At 52.4% G+C, this 25806-nt stretch carries 25 protein-coding genes and 1 tRNA gene; 5 read left to right on the top strand and 21 right to left on the bottom strand.

Annotated features, from left to right (window positions below):
* The 4 genes from ACH6EH_RS06085 to ACH6EH_RS06070 all read left to right on the top strand — a co-directional run.
* The coding region (locus tag ACH6EH_RS06085) for a transposase (protein WP_397331541.1) at nucleotides 1–468 on the top strand (468 nt) is incomplete at its 5' end.
* 37 nt (nucleotides 469–505) lie between these two features.
* Nucleotides 506–724, top strand: a complete 219-nt coding sequence (locus ACH6EH_RS06080) for a transposase (protein ID WP_397331540.1) — start codon at nucleotides 506–508, stop codon at nucleotides 722–724.
* Nucleotides 725–920: 196 nt separating this feature from the next.
* Nucleotides 921–992 (top strand) — tRNA-Ala (locus ACH6EH_RS06075).
* Nucleotides 993–1175: 183 nt separating this feature from the next.
* Nucleotides 1176–2537 (top strand): dipeptidase, encoded by a 1362-nt coding sequence (locus tag ACH6EH_RS06070; protein WP_138226399.1) that lies wholly within the window; start codon nucleotides 1176–1178, stop codon nucleotides 2535–2537.
* A gap of 56 nt (nucleotides 2538–2593) precedes the next feature.
* Here the strand turns inward: ACH6EH_RS06070 and nrdR are convergent, their stop codons facing one another.
* Nucleotides 2594–3067, bottom strand: a complete 474-nt coding sequence (gene nrdR / locus ACH6EH_RS06065) for a transcriptional regulator NrdR (protein WP_397331539.1) — start codon at nucleotides 3065–3067, stop codon at nucleotides 2594–2596.
* Between the two features lie 135 nt (nucleotides 3068–3202).
* On the opposite strand from nrdR, the gene ACH6EH_RS06060 reads away from it, so the two are divergent.
* Complete coding sequence (locus tag ACH6EH_RS06060; protein ID WP_138226401.1) at nucleotides 3203–3430, top strand: alpha/beta-type small acid-soluble spore protein; 228 nt, start codon at nucleotides 3203–3205, stop codon at nucleotides 3428–3430.
* 76 nt (nucleotides 3431–3506) lie between these two features.
* On the opposite strand, the gene ACH6EH_RS06055 is transcribed toward ACH6EH_RS06060, so the two are convergent.
* The 20 genes from ACH6EH_RS06055 to pstC form a co-directional block, all read right to left on the bottom strand.
* Nucleotides 3507–4070 carry a lytic transglycosylase domain-containing protein gene (locus ACH6EH_RS06055; RefSeq protein WP_397331554.1) on the bottom strand — a complete coding sequence of 188 codons (564 nt, stop codon included), beginning with the start codon at nucleotides 4068–4070 and terminating at the stop codon, nucleotides 3507–3509.
* On the bottom strand, nucleotides 4067–4663 hold the full coding sequence (coaE, locus tag ACH6EH_RS06050) for a dephospho-CoA kinase (RefSeq protein ID WP_397331537.1): 597 nt from the start codon (nucleotides 4661–4663) through the stop codon (nucleotides 4067–4069). The genes ACH6EH_RS06055 and coaE overlap by 4 nt, the downstream gene beginning before the upstream one ends.
* A 9-nt stretch (nucleotides 4664–4672) precedes the next feature.
* Nucleotides 4673–5410: an MntP/YtaF family protein gene (locus ACH6EH_RS06045; protein ID WP_397331536.1), complete on the bottom strand. Its 738-nt coding sequence runs from the start codon at nucleotides 5408–5410 to the stop codon at nucleotides 4673–4675.
* A gap of 129 nt (nucleotides 5411–5539) precedes the next feature.
* The gene (mutM, locus tag ACH6EH_RS06040; RefSeq protein ID WP_397331535.1) at nucleotides 5540–6385 is read right to left on the bottom strand and encodes a DNA-formamidopyrimidine glycosylase; all 846 of its coding nucleotides are present in this window, start codon (nucleotides 6383–6385) and stop codon (nucleotides 5540–5542) included.
* A gap of 69 nt (nucleotides 6386–6454) precedes the next feature.
* Entirely contained in the window at nucleotides 6455–9115 is a 2661-nt protein-coding gene (gene polA, locus ACH6EH_RS06035) for a DNA polymerase I (RefSeq protein WP_397331534.1), read from the bottom strand.
* 128 nt (nucleotides 9116–9243) lie between these two features.
* On the bottom strand, nucleotides 9244–9903 hold the full coding sequence (gene phoU / locus ACH6EH_RS06030) for a phosphate signaling complex protein PhoU (RefSeq protein ID WP_138226406.1): 660 nt from the start codon (nucleotides 9901–9903) through the stop codon (nucleotides 9244–9246).
* A gap of 37 nt (nucleotides 9904–9940) precedes the next feature.
* On the bottom strand, nucleotides 9941–10696 hold the full coding sequence (gene pstB / locus ACH6EH_RS06025; RefSeq protein ID WP_138226407.1) for a phosphate ABC transporter ATP-binding protein PstB: 756 nt from the start codon (nucleotides 10694–10696) through the stop codon (nucleotides 9941–9943).
* A 148-nt stretch (nucleotides 10697–10844) separates the two neighbouring features.
* A complete protein-coding gene (locus ACH6EH_RS06020; RefSeq protein ID WP_397331532.1) occupies nucleotides 10845–12017 on the bottom strand; it encodes a methyl-accepting chemotaxis protein in 1173 nt (390 codons plus the stop codon).
* Between the two features lie 118 nt (nucleotides 12018–12135).
* The gene (locus ACH6EH_RS06015) at nucleotides 12136–12849 is read right to left on the bottom strand and encodes a response regulator transcription factor (protein WP_138226409.1); all 714 of its coding nucleotides are present in this window, start codon (nucleotides 12847–12849) and stop codon (nucleotides 12136–12138) included.
* A 141-nt stretch (nucleotides 12850–12990) separates the two neighbouring features.
* Complete coding sequence (gene pnpS / locus ACH6EH_RS06010) at nucleotides 12991–14775, bottom strand: two-component system histidine kinase PnpS (RefSeq protein WP_397331531.1); 1785 nt, start codon at nucleotides 14773–14775, stop codon at nucleotides 12991–12993.
* Entirely contained in the window at nucleotides 14759–15745 is a 987-nt protein-coding gene (locus ACH6EH_RS06005; protein WP_208202410.1) for a bile acid:sodium symporter family protein, read from the bottom strand. The genes pnpS and ACH6EH_RS06005 overlap by 17 nt, the downstream gene beginning before the upstream one ends.
* A gap of 145 nt (nucleotides 15746–15890) precedes the next feature.
* Nucleotides 15891–17435 (bottom strand): fumarate hydratase, encoded by a 1545-nt coding sequence (locus ACH6EH_RS06000; RefSeq protein WP_397331530.1) that lies wholly within the window; start codon nucleotides 17433–17435, stop codon nucleotides 15891–15893.
* A 208-nt stretch (nucleotides 17436–17643) separates the two neighbouring features.
* Nucleotides 17644–18513 (bottom strand): SDR family oxidoreductase, encoded by an 870-nt coding sequence (locus ACH6EH_RS05995; protein ID WP_397331529.1) that lies wholly within the window; start codon nucleotides 18511–18513, stop codon nucleotides 17644–17646.
* 226 nt (nucleotides 18514–18739) lie between these two features.
* Nucleotides 18740–19165, bottom strand: coding sequence for a hypothetical protein (locus ACH6EH_RS05990; RefSeq protein WP_397331528.1), 426 nt, complete (start codon nucleotides 19163–19165; stop codon nucleotides 18740–18742).
* A 157-nt stretch (nucleotides 19166–19322) separates the two neighbouring features.
* Nucleotides 19323–20267 (bottom strand): malate dehydrogenase, encoded by a 945-nt coding sequence (gene mdh, locus ACH6EH_RS05985; protein ID WP_397331527.1) that lies wholly within the window; start codon nucleotides 20265–20267, stop codon nucleotides 19323–19325.
* A 40-nt stretch (nucleotides 20268–20307) separates the two neighbouring features.
* On the bottom strand, nucleotides 20308–21600 hold the full coding sequence (gene icd, locus ACH6EH_RS05980; protein ID WP_397331526.1) for an NADP-dependent isocitrate dehydrogenase: 1293 nt from the start codon (nucleotides 21598–21600) through the stop codon (nucleotides 20308–20310).
* A 142-nt stretch (nucleotides 21601–21742) separates the two neighbouring features.
* A complete protein-coding gene (gene citZ, locus ACH6EH_RS05975; protein WP_397331525.1) occupies nucleotides 21743–22855 on the bottom strand; it encodes a citrate synthase in 1113 nt (370 codons plus the stop codon).
* A gap of 277 nt (nucleotides 22856–23132) precedes the next feature.
* Nucleotides 23133–23888 carry a phosphate ABC transporter ATP-binding protein PstB gene (pstB, locus tag ACH6EH_RS05970; protein ID WP_397331524.1) on the bottom strand — a complete coding sequence of 252 codons (756 nt, stop codon included), beginning with the start codon at nucleotides 23886–23888 and terminating at the stop codon, nucleotides 23133–23135.
* A 15-nt stretch (nucleotides 23889–23903) separates the two neighbouring features.
* Nucleotides 23904–24806 carry a phosphate ABC transporter permease PstA gene (gene pstA / locus ACH6EH_RS05965; protein WP_397331523.1) on the bottom strand — a complete coding sequence of 301 codons (903 nt, stop codon included), beginning with the start codon at nucleotides 24804–24806 and terminating at the stop codon, nucleotides 23904–23906.
* Nucleotides 24803–25726: a phosphate ABC transporter permease subunit PstC gene (pstC, locus tag ACH6EH_RS05960; protein WP_397331522.1), complete on the bottom strand. Its 924-nt coding sequence runs from the start codon at nucleotides 25724–25726 to the stop codon at nucleotides 24803–24805. Before pstC ends, pstA begins: the two co-directional genes overlap by 4 nt.
* Nucleotides 25727–25806: the final 80 nt, after the last annotated feature.

The following is a 25806-nucleotide window of genomic DNA, read 5'->3' as shown; positions in this document are numbered from 1 at the left end:
CGAGTTGCCGTGGATGAGACTTCTGCACGCCGTGGCCATCGTTATATTACGTTGTTTGTAGATGTCGATACCAAGTTAGTGCTGTACGCGACGGAAGGCAAAGGGAAAGATACCCTTGTACGCTTTCTCAACCATTTGCTGGATCAAGGCGTAGAACCCGCGCAGATACAGGAGTTTTGCAGCGACATGTCGGTCTCTTTTATAAGTGGTATAGAAGAGCAGTTTCCCACAGCAGCATTGACTTTCGATAAATTTCATGTGATGAAGTTGGTCAATGAAGCCGTTGACGATGTACGTAAATCGGAACAAAAAGAAGCTCTGCAACTCAAGAAAACAAAGTTAAAGACGGAGCAGAAGGAAGAACTGCAAAGTCTCAAAGACAGCAACTTGAAGACGGGCAGAGCATATCGCTTAAAGCTCGCGATGCAGGACTTATGGACGACGCCTCATCTACTTGTATCTTCGTGAATGGGTCGGCTGGGCGAGACGATCTCAACTGGAGCCCATGATGAAACTTGCTAAAACCATTAAAACGCATAAGGAAGGCATACTTCGATGGTTTCATAGTAAGATGACAAACGGATTGCTTGAGGGTATTAATGGACTTGTTCAAGCTTCTAAACGCAAAGCTCGCGGATACCGAAACGTGAATAATTTGATTGCTATGATTTACATGACTGCTAACAAAACACGACTTCCAGCCCTCGCTGCACGAAGGAGCTGAACTCGTCAGTTCCCTCTTTCCCTTTATACCAGATTTTAAAGAAACTCTCAGATCTAAGCGATCCTATGAATCTACAGAATTCGGTGTTAGCCACTCAATTCAGCGAAGAGCCATTATAATGTTAAAAAATGTAAATGTAAATATTACTTGCTTTTTATTTTTAAATATGATAAATTAATTTTTGTGATTGAAATGAGGGGCGTTAGTTCAGTGGGAGAACGCTTCGCTGGCAGCGAAGAGGTCAGGGGTTCGACCCCCCTACGCTCCATTGGTTAAGATTAAATGAAGACCCTTACCGGGTCTTTTTTTTATGTATTGATTCTTAGCGTTGCAGTCATCCACACCCTCCTCATCCTCCTCCCCCATTTCGCATTTCCCTTAAAAAAAGGTAAAATAGACAAGACGGCCATGACCACATGGCCGTCATTATTGACCTGAGGAGGACTACGACATGAACGCAGACTATAAAGCGTATTTCGAACAGCATCGGGAAGAGCACCTGAATGAATTGAAGGAATGGCTGGCCATTCCAAGCATATCGGCTTTGTCAGAGCATAAAGGGGATGTCGCGAAGGCGGCTGACTGGCTCGCTCATAAATTGAAGGCCGCTGGCCTGGAGCATGTGGAGATTCATTCCACCGCCGGGCATCCGATCATTACGGCAGATTATTTGCATGCAGAAGGCAAGCCGACTGTGCTCATTTACGGTCACTATGATGTACAGCCGGTGGATCCGCTTCATTTGTGGGAGACGCCGCCATTTGAGCCTGATGTACGAAACGGCAAGCTGTATGCGCGCGGCGCTACGGACGACAAGGGACAGCTGTTTCTTCACGTCAAGGCCGTGGAGGCGATTCTGAAGCAGGAGCAGAGCCTGCCCGTTAATGTTAAATTCTGCATCGAAGGCGAGGAGGAAGTATCGAGCCCTAACCTGCCTTTGTACCTCGAGCAGCACAAGGACAAGCTCGCAGCCGACGCCATCCTGATTTCGGATACCTCCCTCTTAGCCCCCGGCAAGCCGGCGATTTCCACCGGCCTGCGCGGATTGTGCTCGCTGGAGCTTACTTTAGAGACCGCCAACACGGATCTACACTCCGGTACATACGGCGGCGGCGTACCGAACGCACTCCATGCCATGGTAGAGCTGCTCTCTTCTCTCCATGACAAGCAGGGCCGCGTCAGCGTAGAGGGCTTCTATGATGGAGTTCAGGAGCTGTCAGCAGAAATGCGGGAGGAATTTGCCAAGCAGGAATTCGATGAAGAGCAGCTAAAGGAGTCTCTTGCACTGGATTCCCTATACGGTGAAGAAGGCTTCTCCTTCGTGGAACGTGTAGGTGCCCGGCCGACCCTGGAGTTGAACGGGGTGTATGGCGGATTTCAGGGAGAAGGTAGCAAGACCGTTATCCCTAAAGAAGCGCATGCGAAGATCACCTGCCGCCTGGTTGCAGACCAGGATCCGCAGGCTGTGCTGGATGCCATCGAGAAGCACTTGAAGGCACATACGCCTGCCGGCGCGAAGCTGACCTACAAGCCGAAGGAGAAAGCGTTCGCCTTCAATGTCGATCCCTCCCACCCGATGCTGCAAAAAGCAGCCGATGCGTTTGGAGCGGTCTATGGCACCCGCGCGCTATTCACCAAAGACGGCGGCTCCATTCCGATTGTGGAGAAGCTTTCCAGCACACTGAACGCGCCTGCCGTTATGATGGGCTTTGGTCTTCCAGATGAAAATCTGCATGCGCCGAATGAGCACTTCAATTTGGAGAACTTCGACCTCGGTCTATTGACCATTGTGGAGTATCTTCAATCCATTTAGCACCAGCCCCTGGTGATCGTAAAAAGCCCTCCGCAGGAGGGCTTTTTACATATCTCTCAAGAACGATCTGCGATATGATCCTTAGATAGCAAAGTTTTCAGTTCCTTCATAAACATGTTGATATCCTTGAACTGCCGGTAAACAGAAGCGAAGCGTACGTAGGCCACCTCGTCCACAGGATACAGCTGCTCCATAAGCAGCTCCCCGATCTCCCGGCTTTCGACTTCGGCCGCGGCGGTATTGCGCAGCGATTTCTCCACCTCGGACACCAGCTGATCCAGCTGATCCGCAGACACCGGCCGCTTCTCACAGGCACGAATCAATCCTCGCAGCACCTTCTCACGGCTGAACTCCTCACGGCTGCCATCCTTTTTGATAACCATGAGCGGCGTTTCCTCCACCATCTCAAAGGTGGTAAACCGGCGGCTGCATTGCTCACACTCCCGGCGGCGGCGAATCGACTTGTTCTCGTTCGCAGGACGGGAATCCAGCACCTTGGTACCGGCGAAGCCGCAATATGGGCATTTCATTGATTATCACTTCCTTTGTTTAAGTGCTTCTTGAAGCTATATTAAAGATTTCCATAAAATGCACGTAAAAATTTGTGATGAAGATGCTCATTCGGAGACATAATACTTTTACCAACTCAAGGAGGTGAACATCACATGGGACAAGGCAGCAGAAACAGCAACAACCTGGTCGTCGCTCGTGCTAACGGTGCGCTTGAGCAAATGAAGTACGAGGTAGCTCAGGAGCTGGGCATCAGCATTCCACAAGACGGATACCAAGGTAACATGACTTCCTACGAGAACGGTTCGATCGGGGGATACATTACCAAGCGTCTGGTAACCCTGGCCGAGCAGCAATTGGCTGGACAATACTCCGGTCAATAATCAATTCTTCATCCCGAAAGAGTGTCAGACAGGCTGAATAGCTTGTCCGGCACTCTTTTTTGACATGGATGCAAGCTTAAAAAGAATCGTACACGTCACGATACTGATCGTAATAGTACACCACCCGCTGCACATAATGCCGCGTCTCTCCAATCGGAATATCCTTCACATTGTCATAGCTGCCGTCCCACAGACCTTTTCGAAGCCAGCTTCTCACATTGCCGGGACCTGCGTTGTACGCTGCAATAGCCGCCACCGGATTGCCGTCCATCTCTTGGTGCAGCTTCTGGATGTACCAGGTGCCGAGCTGGATATTGGCATCCGCCTCATGCTTCACCCGATCCAGCGTGATCGCAGGCAGCTTGGCCATTTCCATGGCCCAGTTAGCGGTATCCGGCATCAGCTGCATAAGGCCCAGCGCCCCTCTTTTGGATTCCTTCCCCGGCTTGTAGTTCGTCTCCACTCGAATAATGGAGGCCACCAGGAAGGGGTCCACCTCATAATATTCAGCATGCTTGCGAATTTCATTCTTGTAATAAATCGGATAAATCCAGGTCATCCAGTGACTGCTTAGAAACAGTACAGCGACAAACGTAATCAGAACGGGCAGCAGCACCCTTTTCTTTCGCAGCCAGATCATAGCCGGGCGATCCTGTTCCACAGCTTTTCCACCTGATGAAGGGTCTCGTCCAGCGTGCCGCTGTTGTCGATCACATAATCAGCCAGGCTCTTCTTCTCTTCAATGTCCATCTGGCTTTGAATCCGCGCTGCTGCCTGCTCTCGTGTCAGTCCATTACGCTGCATCAAGCGTTCTAGCTGAAGCTTCGCCGGCACGTACACGAGCAGCGTTTGATCATACTGGGCTTGCAGGCCCGATTCAAACAGCAGCGGAATGTCCACAATGACGAGCGAATCAGGATGCTGCTGCTCGTAGACTTGAATCCGGTCCCGGATCTCTCGGCGGATCGCCGGATGTGTAATGTCGTTCAGCGCCTGCCGCTCCTGCGGCTGATTGAATACAATTTCTCCTAACCGCTCGCGGTTTAATTGACCATCCGGTCCTAATATGTCCGGGCCGAAATGTGCCGCCACCTCAGCCAGCACCGGGTGTCCCGGGAGCATGACCTCCCGGGCAATGGCGTCGGCATCCACCAGCAGGGCTCCCTTCCGGACGAACATAGAGGACACGGTGCTTTTGCCGGTTGCAATTCCTCCGGTTAACCCGATAATCATTTTTTCACCTCATAACAGCTTCATAATCCCCATGACAATCAATAACATGGCCGGCACCAACGACAGCAGCTGCATTCTTTGGCCAGAAGCTGCTTTGAAGCCGACCTTCATTCCCAGCATCAGAAACGCCCCGCAGAACAACGCGGATATGACAGACGTCAGCCAAGGCGAGATCCCCATCATGGCAGCGCCCAGCCCCGCGCCGAAAGCATCCAAGGACAAGGCAATACCCAGCCACATCGCTTCCATGGAAGAAATACTGCCGGATTGATCCAAGTCCGCGCGGGAGGGACTTTTGCGGATCTGTATGACCAGGCCCAGCTTCCTGATTTCCAGGGTAAACACCTTCTCGGCCGACAGGCTCTGAGAGGATGGCTCTGAACGTCCCGAGGTCCCGGTCTTTGTCACCGGCAGTCCCGCTTCCGATAACGATACGGACTCACTTCCGGAGGCGTCATCCAGATCAGATTCATGCCTGCCGCGCCATTGCTGCAGCAGTGACCAGCACCCCAGTAGAATCAAGATTCCCGCTCCCGTTACGGCAGCTGCCTGCCTCGATATGATGCTCTGCAGCAGTGTACCTGCCTGCATAGAGATACATAGTACCAGACCCGAGCATAAGGAAATAATGATCACCGACAGCAGCGGGAGCCGCATTCTCCGAATCCCGTATGTAATGCCGGCCCCAAAGCCATCCAGGCTCAGTGCCAGGGCCAGCAGCACCGGTGTCAACAATAGCTGTAGCACCCATATGACCTCCTCAAGCCCCGAGCGTGCGCCGCCATCACATTCGCGGCACCTGCTTCATGCTTGCAGCAGCGGGGACTGAATATCTCACAATATATGAGATCGGGAGGAGATGGGTGCCTGCCTCATTTATACATCTATACGCTGCTTCAAGGACTGGCAGTCCGGGCAAAAATGCGTACCCCGGCCGCCTACTACCGTCTTCACAATCGCTTGACCGCACTGGTCGCAGGGCTCATTCTTGCGTCCATACACCCGCAGGCTATGCTGAAAGCGCCCCGCCTCTCCCTGTCCGTTTACGTAGGATTTAATGGAGGAGCCGCCAGCTTCAACCGCCTCGGACAGCGTCGAAATGATGGAGCGGTGCAGAGCTTCCGTTTCCTGATCGCTCAGCTGATTCGCGGCCCGCTCCGGGTGGATTCCCGCCCGGTGCAGAGCTTCATCCACATAAATGTTGCCCAGACCTACAACATAAGCCTGGTTGAGCAGCACGACCTTGATTTTGGTTTTTTTGGTCACGAGCATATCCTTGAAGGCGCCCAGCGTAAACGTATCGTCCAGCGGCTCATACCCCAGCTTAAGCAGTGGAGGATGATTAAATTCCTCGCCAGCTGCGAAAATATGCATCGTTCCGAATTGACGCACATCCTTGTAGCGCAGCTCTGTGCCATCATCAAAGTGAAAAATGACATGTGTATGCAGCTCAATCGGCTCTTCCTTCCGATACAGCCCGTACCTGCCCTCCATCCGGAGATGTGAAACCAGCACCAGACCATCCAGCATAATTCTCAAAAACTTCCCGCGGCGCTCTACCTTTTGAATGGTATGGCCCTTCAGCATGAAGGCAAACGCCTCCGCATCATCAGGCCGCTGAATAATTCTCGGCAGCCTGACGGTAACATCTATAATATGCTTGCCCTGAACCAGCTGATTCAGAGTTCGCTTTACGGTTTCAACTTCCGGCAATTCCGGCATCTCTCTTCACCTCACCCTTTTATTATAACGGATGTGAGCGTGAAACGGGACTGCCGTTTCTCCCCAGTCTTATTTAGCCTCGTACCAATTGTCTCCAAAGCTGACCTCCGCCTTCAGCGGCACAGAGAGCTCCAGCGCCCGGCTCATTACTTCCGGCACCAGGGTCTTCATCGTCTCCAGCTCCTCCTGCGGCACCTCAAACACCAATTCATCATGCACCTGCAGCAGCATGCGGCTCTTGAGCTTCCGCTCTGCCAAGGCTGCATCCATATGCACCATCGCCAGCTTGATAATATCGGCTGCGGTTCCCTGAATCGGCGTGTTCATCGCCGTCCGCTCCGCAAACGAGCGCAGATTAAAGTTTCGTGCGTTAATCTCCGGCAGATAGCGCCGGCGCTCCAGCAAGGTTTTGACATACCCATCCTTGCGGGCCTGCTGCACAATCTCATCCATGTATCGGCGTACACCCTGGAACACCTCAAAATACTGATCGATAAAGGAAGCCGCCTCCTTCCGGGTAATGTTCAGATTCTGCGACAATCCATAGTCGCTAATCCCGTACACAATCCCGAAATTAACGGCCTTGGCGGAGCGCCGCATATTTCCATCCACCTCATCCTGAGACACCCGAAACACATCCATGGCGGTCTTGGTGTGAATATCGAGATCCTGAACGAAGGCTTCCTTCAGACGCTCATCATCCGAAATATGGGCCAGCACCCGCAGCTCGATCTGGGAATAGTCTGCTGCCAGAATTGACCAGCCCGGCTCGGACGGGACAAATACCTTCCGCAGCTTCCGGCCTTCCTCCAGACGGATCGGAATGTTCTGCAGATTTGGGAACTGGCTGCTAAGGCGGCCTGTTGCTGCAATCGTCTGGCGGTAGTATGTATGCACCTTGCCGGACTCGTCTGAGACTTCCTTGAGCAGTCCTTCTACATAAGTAGACTGCAGCTTGGCGATTGTACGGTATTGAAGGATCAGCTGAACAATATCATGGTAAGGCGCCAGCTTTTCCAGCACTTCTGCATCTGTAGAATATCCCGTTTTTGTCTTCTTGATGACTGGCAGCTCCAGCTTGACGAACAAGATCTCACCCAGCTGCTTCGGCGAATTCAGATTGAATTCCTCGCCGGCAATACGATAAATCTCGGCCGCAAGCTTCTCAATCTGCTGTTGAAATTCCTGCCCGAGAGACTTCAGCTCCTCCCGGTTGACTGCAATGCCCTGCTTCTCCATATCTGCAAGGATACGGGACAGCGGCATTTCCAGGTCGTGAAAGAGAGGAAGCATGCCATTGTCATTAAGCTCCTTCTCCTGCATCGGCACAATCTGGGCGACGGCTGCGCACTTTCTGGCCAAATGGCCGCTCAGCTTCTCTTCATCCGGTAATTTCCACTTGGCTCCCTTGCCAAACACATCATCATCGGAAACCAGATGCGACATGCCATACTTCGCTGCCAGTCCGCTCAACGTCTGATTGCCTTCCGTCGGATCCAGCAAATACGCTGCAAGATGCACATCAAAGGCAGCTCCCGCAAAGAGTATGCCATGTGCATGTAGCGCCAGATCTACCCGGTGCAGATCGTAGCCGTTCTTCGGGATGCTGCTGTCTGCCAGCCACTCCCGGACCGGCTCTGCTCCTTCGCTCTGCAGAACCGCTGGCGAGATATAATACTGTGTATCTCCAGTCGCAAGACTCAGCCCGACCAGCTCAGCATGATGCGGGTTGTCTCCATGGGTTTCCACATGAAGCACCTTCACGTCACTTAGCACCGCAGACAGCTCATGCATGTCATCCATGGTTACAGTCCTTACCTGCACCTCGGCTTCCGGACGTGCAGGGTCCGCGGCATTCCCGGCATCCTGGCCGCTCAGGTTCAAGCGTTCCAGCAGCGATTTAAATTCCAGCTTGGCCAGGGCCGGGCCCGCCGTATCCGGATGCAATCCGTCAAACTTCATATCGTCCCACACTTGCTCCAGCGGAACCTCCCGGTGAATCGTCGCCAGCTTTTTGCTGAGGACGGCGGAGTCGGCATGGGTCTGAACCTTCTCCTTCATCTTGCCCTTCAGCTCATCAGATCTCTCCAGCACCTGCTCCACCGATCCGTACTCATGCAGCAGCTTCAGAGCGGTCTTCTCTCCAACACCCGGGATTCCGGGGATGTTATCCGAGGCATCGCCCATCAGTCCTTTGAGATCAATGATCTGCTGCGGGGTCAAGCCATACTTATCCTGAATCTCGGCCGGTCCGTATGACTCAATATCCGTGACACCCTTGCGCACCATTGCAATCGTGACATTATCCGACGCCAGCTGCAGCATATCCTTATCCCCGGAGACGACGATGACGTTCCGCTTCTCTTCATCAGCCATTCGGGTGAGCGTGCCGATAATATCGTCGGCCTCGTAGCCGGCGATCTCAAACTGCGGGACTCCGAGTCCCTGAAGAAGCTCCTTGAGCAGCGGAAACTGGCCGGAGAGCTCCGGCGGTGTTTTTTCCCGCTTTCCCTTATATTCCTGGTAATCCGCATGTCGGAACGTCTCCTTACCTGCGTCAAAAGCAACCATCATATGTGAAGGCTTGTAGTCCTCAATCAAGCGCAGCAGCATCGTCGTAAAGCCGTACACCGCATTCGTCTGCTGACCGCTGGCGTTCGTGAGCGGCGGCATGGCAAAGAAAGCCCGGTAAATAATATTGTTTCCATCAATGACAATCAGCTTGTCCAAAATCTGGCACCTGCCCCTCTAAGAATTCCTTCCCACATGATACCATAGGTTCCCCTCAAAATTGAAAAATAAAGCAGCCGGATCAGATGATGCTCTGATCGACTGCTTATTGGTTTAATGCGGTATTATTATTGATTTAGGTCCGGGCGGTTGCCTGTAACGAGGTAGACGGTGCTTTCACCAATGTTGGTTGCATGATCTCCGATGCGTTCAATGTAACGACCGACCATGACGAGCAGCATAGCTTGATTCGCGCCTTCCGGCGAGGTACGGATATATTGGAACAGATCCTGCAAAATGCTGCTGTACAGATGGTCCACTTGATCGTCATCGGAAGCCATTTTGTAAGCAAGATCGGTATTCTCCTCCAAATAGGATTCGATGGATTCGGAAACCATGACGCCGACAATCTCCGCCATTCTTGGAATATCGACAAGCGGCTTAATCAGCGGCTCGTTCTCCAAACGAATCGTTACCTTCGCAACGTCACGGGCCAGATCTCCCATGCGCTCCAAATCGCTAGCAATTCGAAATGCCACCAGAATACGTCGCAGATCCTTCGCCACTGGCTGCTGTGTAACGATCAAGCGGGAACCGATATCCAGAATTTGTTCTTCCATAGCATTGAGGCGAGCATCCTCTTCAACGACCTTCTTCGCTTTCTCTACATCCATCGTCTTGAGCGAGATTACAGCCTCCTGCAGTGCTTGTTCCATGTGAGTGCTCATTTTCTTGAGCAGATTCTTCAGCTCCTCGAGCTGCTGGTCAAAACCAATTCTCCGGATCATAATGTTGTCCTCCCATTCACTGTTTTGAAACCGCCGCTTATCCGAAGCGGCCGGAGATGTAATCCTCGGTGCGGGAATCGGAAGGGGTCGAGAACAGAACCTCGGTCTGCTCCGCCTCTACAACCTCACCGGTCAGGAAAAATACGGTGCGGTCGGATATCCGGGCGGCTTGGTGCATGTTGTGCGTAACCATAACAATCGTATACTTATGCTTCAACTCCTGAACCAATTCTTCAATCTTCAGTGTAGAGATCGGGTCCAAGGCCGAAGTAGCCTCATCCATTAATAAAATGTCCGGCTGGACCGCCAATGCGCGCGCAATGCACAGGCGCTGCTGTTGTCCGCCGGAGAGGCTGAGCGCGGAGCGCTTCAGAAAATCCTTCACCTCGTCCCACAGCGCGGCCTGCTTCAGGCTCTGCTCTACGATGGAGTCGAGCTCGGATTTATCACGGACACCATGAAGGCGTGGACCGTATGCAACATTATCGTATATGGATTTCGGAAAAGGATTCGGCTGCTGAAACACCATGCCGACCTGCTTGCGAAGCTCCTCTACATACATGGCCTCTTGATATATATCCGTGCCATTAATCTTGACGCTGCCTTCAATTCGAGTTCCGAGAACCATATCGTTCATCCGGTTCAGCGTCCGGAGCAGGGTTGACTTACCGCAGCCGGATGGACCGATAAAGGCCGTGACCGCCTTTTCCGGAATATCTAGATTGACTTGCTTTAGTGCGTGAAATGTATCGTAATACAGGTCTAATTGCTTGATTTCAATAATGGATTCCATGTAATGATCATGTCTCCTTATGTTGTATTCAGAAGAATAAAGATGTATGCATAATCCCTCAGACGTCCATTATATAAATCAATTGTCATTACAAAGTAAGAGCTTTGTAAACGCAATGTAAAAAACCAAGCTATATTCACCCTAATGCTTAACTCTGGGTTGATCGTTGGATCGAAGCTAGCTCCCGTTGAATCTGCTGCAGCACCCGCGACGTATCCTCCGTTAACGTAAATACCTGACTGCCCGCTGCAGAAACCTCATCGGCGGCCTGCTCCATCTGATGGAACGATTGGCTGCCTTCTGATATGTATGCTTCACAAGAACGAATTTCATTCAAAGCTGCGGCCGCAGCTCCTGCTGTATCGGCTACCATTTGGGAAATCTGGTTCAGCATCCGGTTGATGCTGCCGGAAAGCTCATGCGTCTGCTTGGCCAGAGATTGAACCTCTGAAGCGACGACCTGAAAGCCCCGCCCATGCTCTCCAGCCCGGGCTGCCTCAATGGAGGCGTTAAGCGCCAGAAGGCTGCTCTGACCGGCTAAATCAGCGATCTGATCCGTCACCCGTGAGATGCCCGTAGTGTTGTCCTGAAGACGGGACATCAGCTCCGCTCTTTTCTCCATATCTGTCAGCAGATGATGGTAAGAACTGTGAACAGACTGGAGCTTCTGCTTGCCGATGACAGACCACTCCGAGATCTGACGGCATTTCTGAAGCGTCACATCCGCAGCCGCCCTTACACCGGAGAGCGAGCTGCCAATATCCTGTGTATGGCGATGGCTGTCTTGTATCATTTCTTCCCGGCGGGCCTCCGTTTCATCCTGAAGGTCTGCGGAGAGCCGCAGCAAGTCACGTACAGTCAAGACGCCCAGCAATTGTTTGTTCTGAGTGACGACAACACAATCATAGAAATCTGCTTCAGAGCGCATTAGTGCTTGCTGGAGAATCTCAGCTACAGGCTGAGACTGCTCAACAATCATAGGAACCTTGGCCGCAATCGCAATGACTGGCCGCTGATCATAAATTTCTCTCGCAAAACGTCCACTCATCAATCTGTAGAAGCTGTCCCGCATCACGATTCCTGTCGGCATCTGGTCCGCATCGCATACAATCATACAAGGCGCCTCCGGATTCTGCTTGAATAAACGGATCACCTGAAGACAGCTCTGATTGTAGCTGATAGAAGGCACGGCCCTCCAAGAGCCAAGGCTTGTCTGCTTGGCTTCTTGCTGATTCCCCTGTATCATTCCTGAGTTGTTACTTGTCATTGCAGACGCTCCGGATTGTACCGGAACAGCAGCTTGAGCCTGAGGCTTTGTCATAAGAAGCGTCATGCGGGATCCACTCCTTTGGTATTGGTGCTATAGACGCAGTTTAGGTCCCGAATGTTAACGCTGTTGCGGTTTTGGATCAACAGATTGTAAAAAGGCCTGAATTACGCTACTTTGGCCTGACCACCAGCTTATATCCGACGCCTCGAATGGAGTCGATAAATACCGAATCCGGGTCCAGCTCCAGTTTTTTGCGAAGAGAGCTGACATGCACATCAACCGTGCGCTGACCGCCGATATAATCAAAGCCCCATACGACATTCATCAGATCATCCCGTGTTAATACGACTCCGGGCTTGCGGGCCAGATACAGCAGCACCTCAAACTCCTTGGGGCGCAGATTAATCTGGTGGCCTCCCAGCCGGACTTCGTATTTCTCCGGATAAATTTCCAGCTGCCCCAGCTTGATGACGTTTCCGTCCTCGTCCGTGTCTCCTGCCTCTTCTGCAGGCTGTCCCGACACCCGGCGAAGCACGGCCGACACTCTTGCGAGCAGCTCCGACACGCCAAACGGCTTCGTGATATAATCATCGGCCCCCATTTTCAAGCCCTGGACGACTTCTTCTTCCGCATTCTTCGCAGTAAGTATAATGATCGGAGTCGTGATTCCCTGCTGTCTCAGTTTCTCCAGAATCGAGAAGCCGTTCATACCCGGCAGCATCACGTCCAGCAGAATCAGATCGAAGGTTTCACGGCTGGCACGCTCATACCCTTCCGTCCCATGCTCCTCTACCGTGACCAGGAAGCCTTCCTGGGTCAAGTTGTACGATAATAATCGTGACAGTGTCGGTTCATCCTCGATGACAAGCAGTCTTTGAGCCATCTTAATCCCGCCCTTAATTGAAATGAATGAAATGCAAACGATAACCACGAACACCTAATAAGTACAGCGATCCATTGTTCAATAGATTGTGCATCCTGTTTATTGTATCAACGGAATGTTATCCCCATGTTAAATCTTATACTATCCTTCCTGAAGCATCGGCAGCTCGATAACAAAAGAGCTTCCGAGCCCCGGCTCACTGTCGACTTTAATCGTGCCGGAATGCAGCTCCACCAGATGCTTCACAATCGACAGGCCAAGCCCTGTACCGCCTGACCCCCGGGAGCGGGCTTTATCCACACGGTAAAAGCGTTCGAAAATGCGCGGCAGATCCTTCTTCGGAATGCCGATGCCTGAATCCTTGACCGTCAGAATGACCCTTTCTCCATGCTCCTCTGAAAGAACTTCATTCACCGAAAGCTGGACCCTGCCGCCTTCCTGTGTATAGTTCACCGCGTTGGAGAGCAGATTCGTAAAAATCTGGCGCAGCTTGTCCTCATCCCCTTCGATGAACAGCTCGTCCGGCACATCCATTTTCATCTGAATCTGTTTCTCACGGGCATGTGGCAGCATAAATTCAAACAGTGATTCGAAAAAGGTAGAGAGATGAATCGGCGAATATTCCATCACGCTTCGCTTGGATTCAATCTTGGACAGCTCCAGAATGTCCCGGATTAGGCGGTTTAACCGCTCGGATTCGTCGTAAATAATGCGAATGAAGGAACGGGAGGTTTTCTCGTCCTCTACCCCGCCGAGGAGTGTTTCAGCAAAGCCCTTTACGGCGGCAAGCGGGGTCTTGAGCTCATGGGATACATTCGCAACAAATTCGCTCCGCATCCGCTCCAGCCTCCGTATTTCAGTCACATCCTGCAAATGAAACAGCATGCCGCGATAGGTGCCGTCCTCATGCGTCATGACAACGCCGTCAAAGCGAATGACCGATTCGATGGGAAAATACAGGCTGCGCTCTTCTTGGAACCGCTCCCGCCGCTCCAGGCCTTCTTCAATCACCTTGTTCAGCTCATAGTGCTGCCTAAGGTCGGTATAGCTCCGTCCGCGAATCTGGCCCGCCTTGATGCCGAGCATCCCCTCTGCCGCAGGATTAATAAGCACCACCGTTCCGTCCCCGCTCAGCATCAGAATACCGCCGGTCATATTGCTCAAGACGCTTCGCAGCAGCCCTTCATTGTCCCGGATAGTCTGCAGCTGTGTCTGCAGGCTGTCTGCCATTCCATTAATGGCAGATGCCAGCTGGCCAATCTCGTCCTTACGCTCCAGATGCACCCGTGCATCGTAATCCAGGCGCGATATGTTGCGGGCGACGGAGGTGATCTTTTCCAGCGGAGAGGTCAGCCCGGCGGCAATCCGGTAGCTGACAAGGGCCGCCACTACGAACAGAATGAGCAGCCCCGCTCCCATCACCATCCAGCCCTTACGCACACCTTCATCCACCGTCTCCAGACTCATTGATAGTCGAATATAGCCATCAAAGCCGCCCTGCGTAACCGGACGTGCGACATAAATCATATCCTGCCCCAGTGTCGAGCTATACCGGATGGAGCGACCGGTGCCTCTCTGCTCTGCCTGGCGAATCTCTTCACGTTCCCCATGATTATCCATCAGCTCCGGACTCTTCTCGGAATCACCGATGACACTGCCATTCCTGGCTATGAACGTTACCCGCGCATCCGCCAGCTGCTGCAGCTGCATAGACTTCGCTGTATAATATTCGGCTTCTTTACCTGAAGAATCGTCCGGAAAATTCAAGGTTCCCTGAATCAGGTTAATTTCCCGGATCATATTGTCCTCCAGCAAATTAATATGATATTGCTTGAATACCGATGCCACAGCAAAGCCAGCACCCAGCATGGAAATGCCAATCAGCGTCATAATAATCAGTGTCAATCGGTTACGAAAAGGTTTCATGATTCCCTTCCTTTACGGATGAAGTCTTGATTCTTTGAATGACCGCATGAACTACGGTCGCTACAGGCTGCTGAAATAGAATGGATAGTACAACAGGCACGGACACGGCCGGCGGAAAATAAGCGGTAGCCAGCACCATGCCAAGCGATATATTTCGCATACCGGAAGCATAGGTCAGCGAGATCCCGAGCTCTCTCGTTCTGCCCGGTGCAAGATAGGATCCGAAATAGCCCAGCATGTAGCACAGGACAATCAAGAGCAATACGGCTGGAATGACGCTTAACAGGTCCTGCCGAATGCTTTGGGCCTGCGGCGCAATGACTGCGGCGTTAATCATGACGACACAGACGAAGAACAGCTTGGAGAGCGGCTGTGCCACCGGGGCCGACCACGCCTTCGCCTTGCCCTTGGACAACTCATAGATGAGTACGCCCAACGCTGTAGGCAGCACGACCATTCTGAACAAATCCGTCACCAGCTGCCCCGTATCCCACTGCAGGCCGGTAGAGCCGGCAAGCAATTCCATTAGAAACGGAACCACAATCGGGCTGAGCATCGTATCAAGCACGACAACAGACAGAATGAACGGTACGTTGCCTCCCGAGGTTCCTACCCACAGCACTGCTGAAATGCCAAGCGGGATCACGGAGAACAGCATCAGTCCCGTTGTATAGTCTGACTGAGGCCCGAAGATGGAAGCCCCTATTGCATAAGCCACAAGGGGTGCAGCAGCATGAGCCAGCAGCAATGTCAATACGATGGGAAATGGCTGTCTCATTACTGCCTTCAAATGCCCGATCCCGCAGCCAAGGGCCATGACGAGCGTGATATATCCGAATAGATAAGGTATGGTATACGCATAGGGGGACAGCTGTTCACTAAGGAACCAGCCGGCCACCAATGCCCCGGGAATCAATATAAATGTATATTTCTCAAACCATGCTGCAAAAGCTAACCCAAACTGTTTCACTTTTCTCCTCCAAACCTCGTCGCAAGCTGCTTGTATGTTGGTACCATCATAAACCTCTGTTTCCAAGTCCGCAACCGTGCTATGAAAGCAAAAGCCTTCGGCACAGAGCCGAAGGCCATATCATAATTCGTTATGAACTGCTGCTTTAAGCAAATACAGGCTCCTTGAACATTTCCAGCTTGGCTTTAGAGTCTCTGCTGACATCCGCATGCAGACTGTTTCCGTGAGAATCCATCGTAACAATTGCCGCAAAGCCGTCAACCTGCAAATGCCACATAGCCTCCGGAATACCGAATTCCATGAAATCAACACCATTCACCCGCTGGATGCATTCCGCATAATACTGCGCTGCACCGCCGATGGCGTTCAGATAGACCGCGCCATGCTCCTGAAGCGCCTGCAAGGTGTTCGCGCCCATTCCGCCCTTGCCGATCACAGCGCGAATACCGAATTTTTTTAGAATATGTCCCTGGTACGGCTCTTCCCGGCTGCTGGTTGTCGGTCCTGCCGCCTTGACATGCCAGCCCTCATCGTCCTTCAGCATAACGGGACCACAGTGATAAATAACCGCTCCGTTCAGGTCAAGCGGCGCATCATGATCCATCAAGTGCTTATGAAGCGCGTCTCGTCCGGTGTGCATTTCACCGCGGATGACGACGACATCACCCACACGCAGGCTGCGAACCTGCTCCTCGCTGATCGGCGTCTGGAGCACAACCTCCCGGCCTTTTTCCGGCGCTTCCGCCGGCGCTGCAGGAGCTGCCTCAGTCTCTGCGTTCATCGCCACATGGCTGCCAGACTCATACAGCCAGCTGCGAATGTCACCGGTGGCCGGATCAATCAGCGCGCCCTGGCGGCGGAACGCCCAGCAGTTGTAGGCAACCGAAACGAAAAAGCTCGCCGGCAAACGGTTCATCGCCCCGATCTTGCAGCCAAGAAGTGTTACCTCACCGCCGAAGCCCATCGTGCCGATGCCCAGCTGATTCGCCGTTTCCATCACATACTCCTCCAGCTTCTGCAGGTCCGGATGAGGATTGATATCCTCTGCATGACGGAACAGCTGCTGCTTCGCCAGCTCGTAGCCCGTCGTGCGGTCTCCGCCGATGCCAACGCCGATAAATCCAGCGCTGCAGCCTTGTCCCTGCGCCTGATATACCGCATGCAGTATGCATTTACGGATTCCGTCCAGATCCCGTCCTGCTTTGCCAAGTCCCTCCAGCTCTGCGGGCAGGCTGTACTGAATGTTCTTGTTCTCGCAGCCGCCGCCCTTCAGAATGAGGCGAAGGTCAATATCGTCCTCCTCCCATTGCTCAAAATGGATGACCGGGGTTCCCGGGCCCAGATTATCCCCGCTGTTGCTGCCTGTCAGCGAATCCACAGAGTTCGGACGCAGCTTTCCATCCCGGGTTGCGCGGATGACGGCCTGATAGATGCTCTTCTTCATCTCAATCTGATTGGCGCCTACTGGCGTATGTACAACGAAGGTCGGCATGCCGGTATCCTGGCAGATCGGCGATACCTCCTGCTCCGCCATTTCGATATTCTGTGCAATGGTGGACAGCGCCAGCCCTGCACGCGTCGCTGCATCCTCTGCAGCCCGGCCGCGGTTGACTGCCCGCCTCACATCTGCCGGTAAATTTGTAGAGGTTTCAACAATTAAACGGTAAACACTTTCTTCAAACTGCTTCATTCTCCCATTCTCCTCTTCATCACAATGTGGCAGCAATCCTTGAAGCCGCCATTTCTATTAGCACCTGCACATAGCTTCTATTATAGCAAAAAGAGGGTTGTAAGGGTTTACTTAATTTTGAGGTCATCTGGTGCTTTTACCAAGCAAAAAAAGCGCTTTGGACGCAGCAAGCTGCTTCCAAAGCGCTAAGATTCATCCCATGCTTCTCTTACCCGTTGATGACTTCGCCGCCGTTGATATGGATCATTTGACCGCTGACATAAGAAGAGTCCGAGCAGGCCAGATATACATACGCCGGTGCCAGCTCTTCTGGCTGACCAGGACGCTTCATCGGCTGAGTCGCTCCAAACTGTGCCACCTGATCTTCCGGGAAGGTCGATGGAATGAGCGGTGTCCAGATTGGACCCGGCGCTACCCCGTTGACCCGGATGCCTTGCTCTGCCAGGTTCATCGAGAGTGAGCGGGTAAAGGCTACGATCGCCCCCTTGGTCGAGGAATAATCCAATAGCTGCGGGCTGCCCCGGTAAGCCGTAATGGATGCGGTATTAATAATCGCACTGCCCTTGCCCAAGTGCGGCATCGCCGCCTGAGTCATGTAGAACATACCGAATATGTTCGTACGGAACGTTTTTTCCAGCTGCTCTTTGGAAATGTCCTCGATCTTCTTCTGCGGGTGCTGCTCGGCAGCATTGTTGACCAGAACATCCAGCCCGCCCAGCTCGCTTACCGTCTGCCCTACAGCATCACGGCAAAATGCATCATCCCCTACATCTCCGGCGATCAGCAGACATTTGCGGCCTTCCTGCTCAACCTGACGCTTCGTTTCTTCCGCGTCACTGTGCTCACTCAAATAGACGATGGCCACATCTGCGCCTTCTTTAGCATAAGCTACGGCCACCGCACGGCCAATCCCGCTGTCACCGCCCGTAATCAAAGCGACCTTGCCCTTCAGCTTGTCCGCGGCTTTATAATCACTTGCTTCATATTCCGGAAGAGGGTTCATTTCGGACTCTTTACCCGGGCGATGATCCTGATGCTGCGGGGGTAGAGTCTGTTTTTGCTGTTGATCCTGTGACATTGTACATTCTCCTCTCAGGTAATGGTTTGCATTTTATGGTCACCATGCTGTGTTCCCTTGTAGGATGTCTAGGAGCGGGGCATCTTACTCTCCTCGTCTCCCGGTCATACATTACCACGCTCCCGGTGAAATCAAACCGCTGGCCGGAATTTTCTGAGAATACTTCAATACAAAAAAACTGTTCCTGTCACCAAATCGGCGGTGACAGGAACAGTCTCCATGTACATTACTTGTAGATCGGGTAAACCATGAAATAAATCATAACAAGTAGCAGAAGAGCAAGAATCAGGCTGAACGTGCGGAGCTTGGCAATGTCCGCGGTCACATCCCGCTTCTCACGGATTCCAGCCAGCGCGCCCTTCAGCGGCTTGCTCATGATGCCTGCGATTGCAAACATGGCCAGCAGAATGATGGTGACGATAATCATCCAGATGACGGCATATTCGCCTTGAGACATCATATACCCGCCCGTAATCAGCTGGATGACCAGACCATACTGAGCCAGCCGGTTAGCGACGCGGATTGTGTTTACGGCACCCTCCTGCGCTCCGGCGGACAGCTTCTGCGTGCTTCCCACGATGAACGGCAGGATCAGATAGAAGCCGAGGGCTGCAGTTCCAATCATATGCAGCAGAAAGAAAATATCGAACATACTTTTGACCTCCAAATGTAGAATGTGTTGAAACGTGTACTGGGGTAAGATATGTACCGAACCTATTATACTTAACATTGCCATGAAAGAAAAGCAATCCCGCTCTCTATATAGAAAGCGGGATTGCTTTGTTCGTTCCGGAGCTCCTGAAATCCTGTCAGTTCGGCTTCAGAATCGAGGTTACACTGCGGACAGAGTCCGCGGACTGATCCAGTGCGGCCTTCTCTTCGGGCGTCAGTTCCAGCTCGAAAATCCGCTCAATGCCGTTACCGCCAAGAATGGCGGGAACACCCATAAAGAGATTCTCATAGCCGTATTCTCCCTCCAGCAGCGCAATAACCGGCAGAATCCGCTTCTTGTCTTTAAGAATAGCTTCCGCCATCTGCACCAGTGAAGCGGCCGGCGCATAATAGGCACTGCCGTTTCCAAGCAGATTCACGATCTCGCCGCCGCCCACCCGGGTGCGCTGAACAATCGCTTCAATCCGCTCCGGAGAAATCAGCGTATCAATCGGAATGCCGCCGACGCTGGAATAACGAACCAGAGGCACCATATCGTCCCCGTGTCCGCCGAGCACGAAGCCCCGCACATCCTCTACCGATACGTTTAGCTCCTGGGCAATAAAGGTACAGTAGCGCGCTGTATCCAGAACACCGGACTGACCAATGACGCGATTCTTCGGAAAACCGAGCGCGTTATAAGCCACATAAGTCATAGCATCCACGGGATTACTTAGGATAATCACCGTAGAATCCGGAGCGTACTGCTTCACATTCTCACACACCGCACTCACAATACCGGCATTGATGTTCACCAGATCGTCCCGGCTCATCCCAGGCTTGCGGGCTACGCCCGCTGTAATGATGACAACGTCGGAGCCCGCAGCATCCTCATAGCTGGAAGTCCCTGTCATCCGGCTGTCAAAGCCCTGTACAGGGCTGGCTTCCAGAATATCCAGAGCCTTGCCCTTAGTAGGGTTCTCCAATTGTGGAATATCGAGCAGAACAACATCACCAAGTTCTTTTTGTCCCAGCATTAAAGCTGTTGTAGCACCGGTAAAGCCGGCGCCAATCACCGTGATTTTCTTACGCGTCATTGCCACAAGCGGGTCCCCCTTGCAAGGATAAGATGGTAGACATCAATTACATGTGATTGATGATTTCGTCCGCAAACTGGGAGCATTTCACTTCGGTAGCGCCATCCATCAGGCGAGCGAAGTCATAGGTTACAGTTTTATTGTTGATGGCACTTTCCATGCCTTTGTAGATCAGGTCTGCTGCTTCATTCCAGCCCAGGTGCTCCAGGAGCATTACGCCGGACAGGATGACAGAACCCGGATTTACAACGTCTTTGTCAGCATATTTAGGTGCAGTACCGTGTGTTGCTTCGAAAATAGCATGTCCTGTTACATAGTTAATGTTCGCACCAGGAGCAATACCAATACCACCTACCTGTGCTGCAAGAGCATCAGACAGATAGTCACCGTTCAGGTTCAGGGTTGCAATGACGTCAAAGTCGGTCGGACGAGTCAGAACCTGCTGCAGCGCGATGTCAGCGATGGCATCCTTCACGATGATCTTGCCAGCTTCTTCAGCCGCTTTCTGGGCAGCGTTCGCTGCGTCAGTGCCGTCCTTCTCCTTGATGACGTCGTATTGAGCCCAAGTGAATACCTTGTCGCCAAACTCCGCCTCAGCGACCTCGTAGCCCCAGTTCTTGAACGCGCCTTCGGTGAACTTCATGATGTTGCCCTTGTGAACCAGAGTTACGCTCTTACGGCCATGCTGGATCGCATATTCAACCGCTGCACGAACGAGACGCTTGGAGCCCTCGGAGGATACCGGCTTGATTCCGATTCCGGACGTTTCAGGGAAACGGATCTTGTTAACACCCATTTCTTCCTGGAAGAATTTAATGACCTTCTTCACTTCCTCGGAGCCTTCCTTGTACTCGATCCCTGCATAAATATCTTCCGTGTTCTCGCGGAAGATTACCATGTCTACCAGCTCAGGACGCTTGACCGGAGAAGGCACGCCATCGAAGTAACGAACAGGACGCAGGCAAGTGTACAGGTCAAGCTCTTGGCGCAGTGCAACGTTCAGGGAACGAATGCCGCCGCCGATTGGCGTCGTCAAAGGTCCCTTGATCGCTACGATATATTCGCGGATTGCTTCGAGCGTATCGTTCGGAAGCCATTCGCCGTATGTATTGAATGCTTTCTCACCGGCGAATACTTCATACCACGCAATGTTTTTGGAGCCGTTATAGGCTTTCTCTACAGCTGCATCCAGAACGCGCTTGGAAGCTTTCCAGATGTCACGGCCCGTGCCGTCGCCTTCGATGAAAGGAATAACAGGCTGATTTGGCACCTGAAGCTTGCCGTTATCAATCGTGATTTTTTCGCCTTCTGTTGGCATTGCAAATTTCTCGAGTTTCATAAGATTGGTTTCCTCCTTGAGTTAAATTACAGATTGATTGCTTGAACCAAGAACGCCGCAAAGGGCACAAAGAATGCCGCATTGCACCGGCAGCCCGGCCAAAGCGTTTCCTCTGCCCTTATTGTACAGCATTCAGCTGAAATTAGCGAAGAGAGAGCGGAACATACTTCTGATCCGTCAGGCCGGTGTATTCTGCCCGCGGACGAATAATCCGGTTGCCGTCATACTGCTCCAGAATATGTGCTGTCCAGCCGGATACGCGGCTGATGGCGAAGATCGGTGTAAACAGCTCATGCTCAATGCCCAGCTGGGTGTATACCGATGCCGAGTAGAAATCAACGTTTGGCTTCAGGCCCTTTTGTCCAGTAACGGTCTCTTCCACCAATACCGAAATATCATATAGGGATGTATCGCCCTTCATATCGCCAAGCTCCTTGGACATCTTCTGAAGATGCTTCGCGCGCGGATCGCCATTCTTGTATACACGGTGGCCAAAGCCCATAATTTTATCTTTATTCTGAAGCTTCTGCTGAATATAACCCTCAGCCTGATCGATCGTACCGATCTCATTGAGCATCTTCATTACAGCTTCATTAGCTCCGCCGTGCAATGGTCCCTTCAGGGCACCAATCGCCGAAGTTACGCCGGAATAAATGTCCGAAAGCGTTGCTACGGTGACGCGGGAAGCGAAGGTCGAAGCGTTAAGCTCATGGTCTGCGTGCAGCACGAGCGCTTGGTCAAGCGCCTTGATGGAGGTTTCCTCCGGCTGCTCTCCTCTGAGCATATACAGGAAATTCTCCGCAACAGAAACTCCGGCTTTCGGAGCAACCGGCTCCTTGCCCTGGCGGATTCTAGCAATCGCTGCGACAATCGTCGGCAGCTGCGCCTGCAGCTTAACCGCTTTCTTCTCGTTCGCTTCCTGGCTCATGTCCTCTGCATCTGCATCATATAATGCCAGCGAGGATACTGCGGAGCGAAGAGCTGCCATCGTATTCGTATCTTTGGGATAAAGCTTGATCTGCTCAATCAGGGCATCCGGAATCGCCGCATAATCGCTGAGATCCTTCTGCAGCTTCTGCAGCTCCTGCTCGTTAGGAAGCTTCCCAAACCAGAGTAAATAAGCTACTTCCTCAAAACTCGCATGCTCTGCAAGATCATCAATATTGTATCCACGGTACGTTAATACACCGTCGACAATGGAGCTGATCGAAGAAGTTGTAGCTACAATGCCTTCCAATCCTTTGGTAGCTGTCATGCGTCATCTCTCCTTTTTAATCGGGCTGTCCCGATACTGGATTGCTGTGAAAACTCTTTCATGATCCTGGATGAAGACACCAACCATACGGTTGTGTGACGTAAAATATTGCAAACTCTCTTTTATCATACCGGATAACGTCCAATAAGTGAACACACCGCGCCATATCATAGCATCAAAATGTTTTATCACGACCATAACAATTTTTTGGGGGTCTTGGCTCTCTTCGCATTAAATACAGAAGAAGGACCTTGATCTCTCAAGGTCCTGAGGAGGCTTACCCAAAGCGTCCGGATATGTAATCCTGCGTCAGCTTGTGATGCGGATTTGTGAAAATCTTGTCGGTCTTGTCCCGCTCGATGAGCTTGCCCAGGTAGAAATAGGCGGTGTAATCCGACACCCGTGCCGCCTGCTGCATATTATGGGTCACAATTACGATTCGGAGCTCTTGCTTGAGGGAAGCAATAAGCTCCTCAATCTTCCCGGTAGAAACCGGATCCAGCGCAGAGGCCGGCTCATCCAGAAGAACAATTTGCGGCTGAACGGAGAGTGCTCTTGCAATGCAGAGACGCTGCTGCTGTCCTCCGGAGAGAGACAGGGCGGACTCCTGCAGCCGATCCTTTACCTCGTCCCACAGCGCCGCCTTTCTCAGACTGGCTTCAACAATCTCATCCAGCTGCTTTTTCTTCCTGATGCCTCTGTACTTTGGACCAAAGGCAATATTGTTATAAACCGACTTATAGAACGGATTCGGCTTCTGCCACACCATTCCGATCTGCTGCCGCAGCTTGATCACATCTGTGTCCGGATGATTCAAGTCACTTCCATTCATCCAGATATGCCCCGTTGTCCGTGCCTGGGCTATGGCATCGTTCATCCGGTTCAGGGAGCGCAGAAAGGTCGATTTCCCGCAGCCGGAGGGTCCAATCAGTGCGGTGACGCTCTTCTCGGGAAACTGCAGGCTGATTTCTTTCACCGCTTGAAACGACCCATAGAACACACTTAAGCCTTCGGTTCCAAATGCTAGTGACATGTCCACTCACCCTTTCTAGTCCATGCGCTTGGCTGCTGTGAATTTACGGTAAGCGGCCCTGCCCAGCCACCGCGCTGCCAGATTAAAGCCCAGGATCAGAATGACAAGCACCGCCGATGCACCTGCAGCAATTTCCTTCGCGTCAGGCGCGAGCCCTTCGCTATTGACCTTCCAGATATGGACAGCCAGCGTCTCGGCTGGCCGCAGCGGATTGATCGGCGATCTGGCGCTCAGCGGATTCCAGTCCGTGAAGTCCAGCGGCGGACTGCTCATGCCTGCCGTGAACATGAGGGCAGCGGCTTCACCGAAGATGCGCCCGGAGGCGAGAATGGTGCCTGTAATCAAGCTTGGCAGCGCCACAGGAAGTAGAATAGACGTAATGATTTTCCATTTGGATAAACCGAGGGCATATCCCGCCTCCTTCTGTTCCTTGGGTACGGCGCGGAACGCCTGCTCCGTGGTCCGTACCATCAACGGCAGGTTGAATACCGCAAGCGCCATCGAGCCTGCCAGCAGGGAGAAGCCCAGACCTAACGTATTGACAAGCACCAGCAGACCGAATAACCCGATGACGATCGACGGGAAGGAGGACAGCACCTCCACAACGAGACGAATGAGATGAGTCAGCCTTCCCCCTTTCGCGTATTCAGCCATATAAATACCCCCACCCCATCCCAGCGGCACTGTAATAATCAGCGTCAGGATCAGGAGAAAGACCGAATTAAACAGCTGCGGCCCGATTCCCCCGCCGCCCCGTATCATCTGTGGTGTGCTCGTCAGGAAATGCCAGTTGATTTGGCCAAGCCCTCGAACAAGGATATATCCCAGCAGGCCGACCAGCAGGGCTACAATCAGCATCGCGAAGAAGCAGATTACGACGGTCGCAATCCTGTCCGCTCTTTTGGCTCTTTTAATCATATCCGGTTTCTCCTTTCCAGCAGTCTCACCAGAATGACAAACACAAACGTCATCGCGAGAAGAACCAGTGCCATACTCCATAAGGCGTTATTGTGCACCGACCCCATAGCTGTGTTCCCCATGCTCAAGGTAATGGTACTGGTGAGGGTGGCCGCCGATTCAGTCAGAGAGCTCGGAATATGCGGAGCATTACCAATGACCATCTGGACAGCCAGCGCCTCTCCGAACGCACGGGCCATCCCCAGCACAATGCCTGTCAGCAGGGCCGGAAGAACTGTAGGAATCACCACGCGGTAAATCGTTTGCCACCGGGTTGCCCCCAGCGCCAAGGAGGACTCGCGAAGCCCGCCCCGCAGGGATGCCAGCGCATCCGCCATAATGCTCGTAATCGTCGGCAGAATCATGACCGAGAGCACCAGACAGCCTGCAAGAATGCCAAAGCCTTGTCCGCCGATATAGTCCCGAATGAAAGGTACGATTACTGTCAGACCGATGAACCCGTACACGACGGAAGGAATACCCGAGAGAAGCTCCACCGCCGGCTGTAAGATTCTTTTGCCGCGTCCAGGCAGTATTTCTGTCATAAACAAAGCCGCGCACAGGCTGAGCGGTCCGGCAATGAGTGCAGCCAGCAGTGTCACAGCAAAGGAACCTGTAATAAAGGGCAGCGCACCGAAGGACTCATCCGGGCTCCATCTGGTGCCGGTAAAAAATTCTCTCAGGCTGACATCATTCTCCAAGAATGTAGCCAAGCCTTTTGACGATACAAAAAACACGTTCGAAACGATAACGACAAGCAGCACAACAACACAGATAGAGGTATAGATACGTCCGATCCAGTCCTCCCAGTAGTGCTTTTCTCTGCGTTTTCTGTTCTTGACGTCTTGATTCAAGGCTGCATCCTTACCCATCTGTCCCATGGCTGACCTTCTTTCTAGCTGGAAAATAGAGACGGGGGATTCGCCTCTATTCCATGATCATTCTCTTTTCTATCGCAACT

It is taken from the genome of Paenibacillus sp. JSM ZJ436, assembly GCF_044383795.1.
In the GTDB taxonomy this organism is placed as follows: Bacteria; Bacillota; Bacilli; order Paenibacillales; family Paenibacillaceae; genus Paenibacillus_AQ; species Paenibacillus_AQ algicola.
Note: the sequence above shows the minus strand (reverse complement) of the source record. Positions and strands in the feature narration are given on the sequence as shown.